The organism is Bathymodiolus japonicus methanotrophic gill symbiont (assembly GCF_019721995.1).
Taxonomy (GTDB): domain Bacteria; phylum Pseudomonadota; class Gammaproteobacteria; order Methylococcales; family Methylomonadaceae; genus Methyloprofundus.
On the sequence record NZ_BLYC01000081.1, the window covers coordinates 1 to 9,744 of the forward strand.

At 35.8% G+C, this 9,744-nt stretch carries 4 protein-coding genes and 4 pseudogenes; 3 read left to right on the top strand and 5 right to left on the bottom strand.

Features of this window, described 5'->3' with window-relative positions:
- Nucleotides 1-54 precede the first annotated feature (54 nt).
- Nucleotides 55-369, top strand: a pseudogene (locus K6984_RS29115) (IS66 family transposase); the annotation flags it as partial.
- A gap of 46 nt (nt 370-415) precedes the next feature.
- Here the strand turns inward: K6984_RS29115 and K6984_RS29120 are convergent.
- On the bottom strand, nt 416-574 hold the full coding sequence (locus tag K6984_RS29120; RefSeq protein ID WP_221898484.1) for a hypothetical protein: 159 nt from the start codon (nt 572-574) through the stop codon (nt 416-418).
- 124 nt (nt 575-698) lie between these two features.
- Nucleotides 699-834, bottom strand: a pseudogene (locus K6984_RS29125) (recombinase family protein); the annotation flags it as partial.
- A 255-nt stretch (nt 835-1,089) separates the two neighbouring features.
- On the opposite strand from K6984_RS29125, the pseudogene K6984_RS36835 reads away from it, so the two are divergent.
- Nucleotides 1,090-1,179, top strand: a pseudogene (locus tag K6984_RS36835) (IS6 family transposase); the annotation flags it as partial.
- Between the two features lie 57 nt (nt 1,180-1,236).
- Here K6984_RS36835 and dptH read toward each other — a convergent pair.
- The 3 genes from dptH to dptF are packed head-to-tail and all read right to left on the bottom strand — an operon-like array spanning nt 1,237 to nt 9,209.
- On the bottom strand, nt 1,237-6,303 hold the full coding sequence (dptH, locus tag K6984_RS29135) for a DNA phosphorothioation-dependent restriction protein DptH (protein ID WP_221898486.1): 5,067 nt from the start codon (nt 6,301-6,303) through the stop codon (nt 1,237-1,239).
- Entirely contained in the window at nt 6,284-7,606 is a 1,323-nt protein-coding gene (gene dptG / locus K6984_RS29140) for a DNA phosphorothioation-dependent restriction protein DptG (RefSeq protein ID WP_221898487.1), read from the bottom strand. The genes dptH and dptG overlap by 20 nt, the downstream gene beginning before the upstream one ends.
- Entirely contained in the window at nt 7,593-9,209 is a 1,617-nt protein-coding gene (dptF, locus tag K6984_RS29145) for a DNA phosphorothioation-dependent restriction protein DptF (protein ID WP_221898488.1), read from the bottom strand. Before dptF ends, dptG begins: the two co-directional genes overlap by 14 nt.
- A gap of 334 nt (nt 9,210-9,543) precedes the next feature.
- Here dptF and K6984_RS29150 point away from each other — a divergent pair.
- Nucleotides 9,544-9,705 (top strand): annotated as a pseudogene (locus K6984_RS29150) (IS6 family transposase); the annotation flags it as partial.
- Nucleotides 9,706-9,744 lie beyond the last annotated feature (39 nt).

A 9,744-nucleotide genomic window follows, 5' to 3' on the forward strand; every position in this document is an offset into this window, starting at 1 on the left:
GGAATATGGAATAAGGATTGTTGAAAAATCTGTCTTGACTCTTTGGGGTGCTATAACCAGTGGGGTAGCTTGATCCGCTATATTGATGACGGTAATATACAAATTGATAATAATGCAGCTGAACGGCATATCAAACCGTTTGTGATTGGACGTAAAAACTGGCTGTTTAACCAGACACCACGCGGTGCAAATGCCAGCGCACTACTTTACAGTCTTGTGCAAACAGCCATTGCTAATAACCTGCAACCTTTTGATTACCTGAAATACCTATTAACTGAACTACCCAAGCTGGGTAGGCATTATGAACCAGAAGCACTGGATCAGTTTTTGCCCTGGAACTTGATTGAAAAAATTAAGCCTCTAAAGTAATTGGGGTAGCTTGTCTAGGTGGAGAGAATTGACGCTTACGGATAAGTCATACACTGTATTGATTAAATGCCTTCGCTGTCAGCCCCGGACGGGATGATAGTCTCCAGAAGGCGCAGGGAAATTTGCCAATCCGAAGTGCGCGATAGCGCGCGAGGGTGGCTAAAATTTTATCCCGAATAGCCGTAGAGCCATTTGTGGTAGCCATGACTGAGCTGCTTTGTGCTCAGTCTGTGGCGGACGCAGGGCGGCTGGAGCATCTCCTATTCGCTGCGTAGGTGAACGAATTACGGCGACAGGAGTCCCGGAATTTCGTGAGGTAGCATGGCGCGCCTAAAATTACGACCTAAGCGGGTCTAACTTCCACACAATCAGCGTATCACCTTCACGTAAGGCTTTTAGACAAGCCATAAGCCCTTGTCGTTCATCCTTAGTACCTGAAGCAAAATCTTCGTAAAGGTGCTCAGGAAAAACGGTTCTGTCGCCATAATTCGTTCACCTACGCAGCGGATGGGAGATGCCCTGAACGCCCTGCATCCGCAACGACTACGCACAAAAGCCGCTTCGTCATTACTACCTCTCTGGCTGGACGGCTATTCGGAATGCAATTCTTGCTCCTCTCGCGTGCTGCTAGCACACGTCGAATCAGCGAATTGCCCTGTCGCCTATCAGGGACTAAAAATCACCACTTCGCTAAGCTCCGTTTCCATGATTTTCAGCGATGGAATTGAAACGGCACATATGATCCGAAAGGGACAGTTGTCTGAGGAAAATATTCCTGCTTATAAGCAGTTTATGGCTTTAGCAGGATAGTTATGCCTGAAGACCAGGAGGTCTGCGCTTTTGATAATTATTGCGACAGAACCATCATCAAAGCTCCCAAAAAGCCTTATCTTTTATTTTTTTAATATTTTTATCACCATCCACATATAGTGAATAGTGCTTTTCTAATCCTCGTATAGAGCTCATTAATTCTTCTTGCTCACTTTTGTTATCAATATTAAACAAAGCCTTAATATCCTGATTTTTAATTTGAGAAACTCGATGTATAACCCAGCTGAGGATGTATCTTGAATAATCATTTTCTCCCGTTTTAAAATGAGTAATATCCTGAGTTGATAACACTATACCTACCCCATATTCCCTACCTTCTTTTAAAACCTTTCTTAAAGAAGGAAAGTTTTGAGACATAAAATTATCAGCTTCATCAACTAAAATAAGTTTATTTAATTGTCTAAAGTCACCTCTAACCTCAGGCTTACCTTTTTTCTGCATTTGCGAGTAAAAAAGATCAAGTGTTAGCGCCACAATGAGGTTTTGTACTTCACTCGGATAACCAGCCAACTCAATTACTACAACACTATCAATTAGTTCAAATAGACTCATCATCTTTTCAGGATTAGTTTCGAATATTTTAAAGCGTGCTAGCTTCGATAAAGCGGCATACAAAGAATCTTCCTCTACTTTTTCCTGATCCAGAAATAAGTCCCATATATTTTCAATAGTTGGTGCTGGTTTATTCCATGTATTAGGGTTCTCTTGCATGATTCCAGCTAGACTGTATGCTTTGAGAATTAAATTTTCTAATTTTAATTGCTGTTTTTTGCCTAAACCAAATGATCGAGTCATGGTTTCTGAAAAACCTACTGCCGTATGAATTGGCAGCATAGGTGTATCTCCATATAAGCTCAAAGGGTTATATGGAAGCTTGAATAATTTAAATTTCTTAGCTTGAGTCGCTTCACAAAATTTATCATCCACATAATCTGACTTATAATCAAATATCAACACACCTACCGGCTTGCCATCAACATTGTTATCTTGATTACGATAGAGTTGTGTAATAACTGACTTGGTACACTGCGTTTTTCCAGTACCCATTGTGCCAATGATCCCTGCATTAGGATTCATATATTTAGCAGTATTTGTTGGCTCCCAGTAAATAGGGTTATTATTAAGTACCTCATGTCCCACCAAAATATTTAATGACTCTTCTGGCATTTTAATTGTAGGAACTTGTTCTTTCTTTAGGTTACTTTTTAGGCTTTCATTATTTTTCTTTTCCATTACCTCGCTATTATCCTTAATAGGTTTGAAAGCTTCTATGTCTATTTCAGGGGAACTATCAAATGGCTTCAAAAGGTACTTCTCTGGGCAGTAACTTAAAGCAGAAGGAAGCTCATCTGACATCAATTTTTGTAATGGGGTACTAACTAAATTAGCTAGCAAACTCATTGGTAATTCTATTTTTAATATTTTATCGACTTCTTCAAATTTCGGTTCAAAACAACTACTATTTTCTACGTGAGCGATAACTATTCCATGCGGATAATTATCGACCTCTGCTAATTCATATTCCCCTTGAAGCCACCATTCCTTAGTGTCTAAAAAATCTTTAAAGTAATCATTACTATATATTTTATAAAGCTGGTATTTATCTATTTGCATCAACACTTGTCTGATAAATAACCCTCGAAACAAACCACCAGAAAAACTATCTTGCCCCAAAATATCCTCAGTAAGGTAACGCTTCAGTTCCTTCGCTTGTAAAACAGCTTTTTTATAATCTGGCCGACTGCCAGTTTTTACTTCCAAAGGAAGAAGATACATTTTTTGATCTTTAAATCCAACAAAAAGCACATCATCAGAGATTGCACCTGACTTATAACCATTTACATTTCGAGAAAAGTCACTATCAGATATTTTTAGACCTATATTTCCTGACACACGAATGACTTCGCCAATGGATAGTGGCACCCAAGTGATATCTGAATCTTTTATCAGGCAGTTTAGGAATTTATAAGCGCCTAAAATTCCTTTACGCTCTTTTCTTATTCTTTTATCAGCAGTTATCATTTTGAGGAGCCATTCACCATTAAAGGCATTAAACTCCCCAATAATTCCACCATCATCCTTTTCTAGTATTTTATTGTAAAGATCAGTTTGTCGGCTAACTGTTATTGCATCATAGCTAGCTGAATTTGTGTATTGATCAGAGTAGTGAATCAGAACTACATCTTTGCTGCTTTCAAAAAAATCTAATGTAACCCTTGGATCGATAATAGTAGTCCAGATTGAACTATCATAGGACCGCTCCAGAAGTGTTTTGAAGTTATCACTGACTGCCAAAGAAATTGCACTTGATGACCTGTAAGTGCAATTGTCTTTTTCAGCTGGCTTTAATAATGTACTGAACAGTTTTGTGATTTTTAAGTGTAGTTGATTACTATAATCCAGTCCCCTTAAACCAAACCCTGTAATATAGCTTTGCTGCTTCGAATAGGATGCGTCACCACTTATTAGCCCTCGACAAATAACACCACACTCTTCTTCGTCAATATCTACTTGTATTACTTCTACCTCTTCATTGTTTCTAAAAAAGCTTAGATGTGCATATTCCTGTATGGACTCATCTATTGTAAATTTACTATAAGTTAGTCGTGTACGAAGTAAGTCAATTACAACATCTGCATTCTCTCTGGCTTTATCTTTGTCAAATCCATACCTAAGTTTAATATCATCATAACTGGATGTCTCTGAAAAATAATCAAATTCACAAGGGGCTAATTCTTTATCGTATAAATTGACATGAATAATTTGGCTTCCACCTACCTGAGCTCTCATATAGTCAACCAGCCCAAGAAATAGATCCCGATTATTACCATTATTTATTGAATTAATTATTAATGGGGATTTTTTACTACCAGAAAATAATGCTGAAAATGCAGCTTTAAATTCTGTCACTTTATCTTTGACTAACCTTCTTACAAAGGCATAGCTAGTTTCCTTCTGCGAAACAAGTTGTGTCCACATTGCATTGTCTCGCTCAATCCGTGAGTAAGTGAAATTAGATTTAGTATCATATAAAAAAGGTATTAAACCTTGAGGGTTGAGTCTATTAATAGTTACTGAGGGGAGCGTTGAAAATCTCTTGCTATTCGCCTCAATTTCTTTTGCTAAATTCAAGTAATAGGCCATAACAACAGGATGGAAAGGAGTTAACCATTTATCACCTTCATTTTCCCAAATCCCAATTTTTAACAATATTTTTTGATCATTATTTAGTAGTTCATTCTCAAGAATTTCTGATAAAGCCTTGTGATATTTTTCAATAACTTTTGTGATTAAGCTAGTGAATAACACTCCCCATGATGCAAGAGATATCAGACTACGCAGCTGTTTTAAATGATCAAATAATGCTTTATATGCATCTGATAGTTCAGGATAAGTCGCTTGTAGATTTTCAATAGTAAAGACTTGTTTAGCTTCATCTCGGCAATACAAAAGGTCACCATGGAGAATGTCCTCTTCTCTTTGGAGTAACGTTAACCGTCGTCCCTTTGGAGACACTTCCTTATTATCAATAAGTACTTTGCTTTTAGCTCTATTAAAAACACCAAAATAATCATCTTTAAAGAATCGAATACAACGGTCTTTATCTAATAATAAGGGCAATGTCAGCGCTTCAGTTGCAACAGCCCCTTCAATATAAAAATCTAACGATACATCTTTATTTTTTAAAGTGAACTCAACTTCATCAGATTCATTGGACATCTTTTGAAAGTTTAGAGTGCCTACTTCATTTACATCAATACATTGAGTAAGTTCACTTAATTCAAAACTACTTTCGAGCTCTGGATTCAGAATCAGACAGCTTTCTGCCGTTTGAAGAATAAGCCTTTGTTTCTTGTCATCTACTAAAAAAATATGTCGAAAATCATCAATATTAAATAGGCTCTCTTGCAAGACAAGGCAGTGAAATTGGTATTTCTCCGATGTTTTGTCTCGATTGACATCAAAGCGAAAAAAAACGGGAGATTGAATAAATCCCCCCCTAATAACTATTTTGCTACGATTAGGGCCACGAGTTAATTTATGGTTAATTAATGGCCGAATAGTTGTGTTAGCAATAATCTTTATTTCACTATTGTCTATAGAGCCACCAACAAAAGATGCCTCTAAATCAAATTCTGTAGTGCCTTCTGGTACGACCAATAAAATATGACGATTTCGTTTACCTGCCTTTGTGTCTGCTTTTGATTTTGCTATTACTATTACCTGAACCCCTACAGAATACTCTGATTCTAACTCAAGTAATTTAGCTCTATTTTTTTCCTGCTCATTCCGGTAGTCAACATAAGTAACTTGCTGCCACCCCTGTTTATCTTCCCCCTGAAAGTACTCATTTATAAACTTTTTTCCCATGTCAGGAAGATTGTCGACTAAGGCCTCAGGATAATTTTCAACCACACTTGAGACTTGATCAAACAGTTTTCTATTTTCTTCTAGACGTTTTCGAATCTGTTCAGGTTTGCTATCCATCTCAAAAATCATGGGATCATTAAATAAATCCAATTCGCTAAATAAAATATCCCCATCACAGACAGCAGCGTACAATGCTTCAAAACCAAACATTGTTGCACCATCTTCTTCGATGACATTAAACTGATAATCTAAAAGACCTTCAGACACATCTCTGCCACTATCTTTTTCATCAATTAGTGCCTTCAAAGCCAGTTTGATTGTTTTGGGATGCCATACACCTCCAGGCTGAGCCAAGTCTTGTGCGCTATTTATAAGAGTATCAAGAAGGCTGTTATGAATAACTAACATCGCACAACCAAACATTTCACCAACTTGAGAAGAAACTTCATCCCGCAACATCGAGATAAAATTTTCAGTAAAACCGTTAGCATCTAATGAATCTTCACTATGAAGAACCGTTAAAAGTTTTTTATCTCCATACTCTATAAATGAAATACTTGTATCATTAACGGTCAGTGAGCCAGTACAATTTTTTTCTATGACATTGAATAAACGTTCACAATAATCCGTATTCGGTGATTTAAATTGATAGCGAAAACCAGTCCTCAGCCCTTTTTTAGCCCATACAAAAAACTGTTCGGCTAAAAATTCTTCAAATCGTTTTACAGACATAAACGGCCTCTCCACTATCACTCATACGCTCAACATTTCCAATACGTTCATAAAACTGTATAAGAGCCTGTTGTGACCTCTTATCAAAAAATACACCACGCTTTTTAAAAGCTTCAAGTAATTCAAGAAACCTTAGTTTTTTACGATCTCCTATTGATATATTAGTTAACAATAAAAGGTAATCCTGATTGATAACGAGTACTCGTCCTGCTCGCCCCCTCGATTGGATAAAGTGACTGCAAAGTTCTGTCTCTATCGCTTTAACATAATTAACATTAATCTCGTAACGAGACTGTCCTCTTTCAAATTGTTCCATACCAAGATTCAGTAAAACATTTAATGCTTCATTAGGTGTACTAACGTCAGAGATGATCGAAGTCAATCCTCTTTCTTCCTTAAATGCCTGAGCGAAATTGCTTAAAATAATGGTATCTGAACTTGACAAGGATCTAGATAATTTCCAAATTGGAATCTTTTGTTTTTTTGCTGGTTGTAAACTTTCAGACATTGATAAAAATGGGAATATTTTAAATAGTGCGGTATGCACTTTTTCATGACCATCATCTCTAATATGCATACGTTCAGCGCTTGCTTTTTCAGTATCTAATATAAAATATAAAGGCTTGGGCGAAGGCTCACCTTCTCTCCAACTACTTATGTTGAGTGCTAACTGGGCAGTGTATAAATAGGCATATAACTTTAAAAACTGAGATAACGTGCCTAGGAAATATTTGGGATGTTCACTCAAAAACACGAGGTCACTACCAAAGACCTCATAGATAAATGGTAAGTATGGCTCCTCATTAATTATCTTCTTTGATGGTTCAGAATAGTCACTATTTTTAATGTTATTTTGAAGTTCATCAACAATAATTTGCTCTAAAAAATTATGCTGAACAACCGTCTCTTTGGTTATAAACTTATCCTGTAAAATACTTGCAAACATTTCGCCTAAACGAGCATTTGGCGTATTTCCTTTCACTTTTTTTGCCTTAAACAGAAGTAATTCAGGAGCAATATTGAAAAGACTATTTCCTGAAAAATACATTTTGTCTAAGTATTTAACAAACCCTGTATTATCTAGTTTTTCATTAAAATTCTTTACACAAATAATTTTGAATTCTTCAATATCATCAATCAATAATTCTTTTCTATAAATTAATTTAATCACAAATCCAATAACAGCCTCCCAATCAAATGCCCCAGACCTGTCCTTTGTTCTTACTGGGAAATAGCTATTTAATGTATTCTTCGCATTTACATTATCAACTGACTGAGGCAGGTCTTCCCTAATATTTGACATGTCTATACTCCACCTCAATGTCATCTTCATCAACTTGTTTTAACTTTATTCTCAAATTATTATCATGTAAGTACAAAATATTTGAAGCATTTGCAATCTCAACTATTTGATCAACAATTTCATCCAACAGAACAACCGTGTTTTTATCATGCTTATTTGGCCGGTAACCTCTGACTATCCGATACATTAAATCCAGTAAATTAATGCTAATTGGAATAGGTTCTAGCTGTTTATCAGCCACCTTAACATAAGCATTAAAATACCCTAGTTTTAGCTCTTCTGATTTCTTGATGGCACCATAATCAACACTTAACTCTAACTTGGCAGTTAATTGCCAGTTGCCGTGAGCTGAAATAAAAAACTCATCCCCATCTAAATTTTTTGAATTTCTATTTGCATAGAGATTAATCGATGCCAGTACTACATTCTTGTAAAATGCTTTTAATTCAGCTTTTTCTTTTAATTCACCGTCATAATTACTATTCAAATTCCAAAAATTAGCGTAATTAGCGTAATTTTCAATCAAAGAGTCATTGAATTCCTTTTTGAATTTATGATGGAAATTATTTGAAAAATCTAAATCTTTAAGCAGATAAAATAGCCTGACCAATGAATACTCCTTTACTTTTTTACGGGCATAGTTAATTTTATAGTCAAGTAAATCCCTTGAAAACTGTTCAAATTCTTCAGATGGTAATTCCAGTTGACGTTGAAGTATAAACATATCTAAGTTTTTACTTCGAATTGCACAAGGATCAAAGTCTGTGATTTTCATTCCCAGTTCATTGTCACTGTCACTAAATAGGTTATCAAATATATAACCTGGTCCTGCTAACAATATATGAATAAAATCAAGTAATGATCTTGTGCTTATAAACTGATCTTTTTCTAGCCTGGCTTTTAATAAAAGATCAAAAATGACATCTTGAACTTGAGTAATAGAAAGTAGCTGGTAATTAGTACAAAGAATTGTATCTCCTATACCCTGCTCTTTCTTGTACATCCTAAAAATAGGATTATCATCCGTACTTGCAGTAACTTTAGTCAAGAGTTGTTTCAAGAAGTCAGAAGTATTATCATCTGCTGATAAATCAAATTTAGGGAATAATTCGAAATCAAGATAAAAGCAATTATTCTGATCGGCTTTTTTTGTATTTAGAAATTTCTTGATTGTTTGGCGAATATCATCATGTTGCCCTGAACCTTCTTCAGCATAGTTTCCCAACATACCAATATTAATGCCTACAGCTAAAGGCCGCCCATTTTCTTTATGCTTGGAGAATACTTTATCCAGCGTATCAATAGCTGTCATTTTTGGATGAAAGCTATGCGTGGCATCTAAGTGAAAATCAATGCATTCACTATATTGACGATTATACCTAGTCATAATTTCTGACTTTCCATCACCACTACTTCCACACAAAAATAATATCTGATTCGGTTCTAAGCTTTGAATTCTTTTTCTGAATTCGCGCTCAATATCTGTTTCTACGAAAAGATACTTTTTTAAAGCATCAAACTCGGGAAAATCAGCTCTTAGATTTGTTGTAACCGCATACGGAGAAGATTTAGATAGTGCAGATAGTCCTTCTCTTAGTTTCACCTGATAGCCCTTATATAATGTTATATTTGCACAGCCTTGCTCAAAATCTATCAGAGGCGCGCGGTGGCGCGCCTATAGTCTGTAAAATCCATGAAAATGAGTGTATTTTCATTTTGGCGAAGGTATTGATAGACTGAAGTTTCCCAATTATTGAGTAGCTGAAATACACAATGCTAACGAATGAAAAGACTATTTTTTTCATATAGTTGTAGCATAGTTTCAATTTTACCATAAATAATTATTGGGAAACTTCAGTTTTGTTAATGATGGCATCTTTTCTTTACGCTAAAAATCATCACTTCGCTTAGGCTACGTTTCCCTGATTTTCAGCGATCGCTTTATCAAAAAAATAACAAAACCGATGATGGGCTTTAAAGCGTTTCACTCCGCCCAAGCAACAATTGATGGAATTCAAACGGCACATATCATCCGAAAGGGGCAATTGTCTGAGGAAAATATTCCTGCTTATAAGCAGTTTATGGCTTTAGCAGGATAGTTATGCCTGAAGACCAGGAGGACTGCGCTTTTTGATAAT

Coding starts and splice junctions, on each gene's coding strand:
- K6984_RS29120 (WP_221898484.1), bottom strand. CDS start 574: ATGGCTACCACAAATGGCTCTACGGCTATTCGGGATAAAATTTTAGCC.
- dptH (WP_221898486.1), bottom strand. CDS start 6,303: ATGTCTGTAAAACGATTTGAAGAATTTTTAGCCGAACAGTTTTTTGTA.
- dptG (WP_221898487.1), bottom strand. CDS start 7,606: ATGTCAAATATTAGGGAAGACCTGCCTCAGTCAGTTGATAATGTAAAT.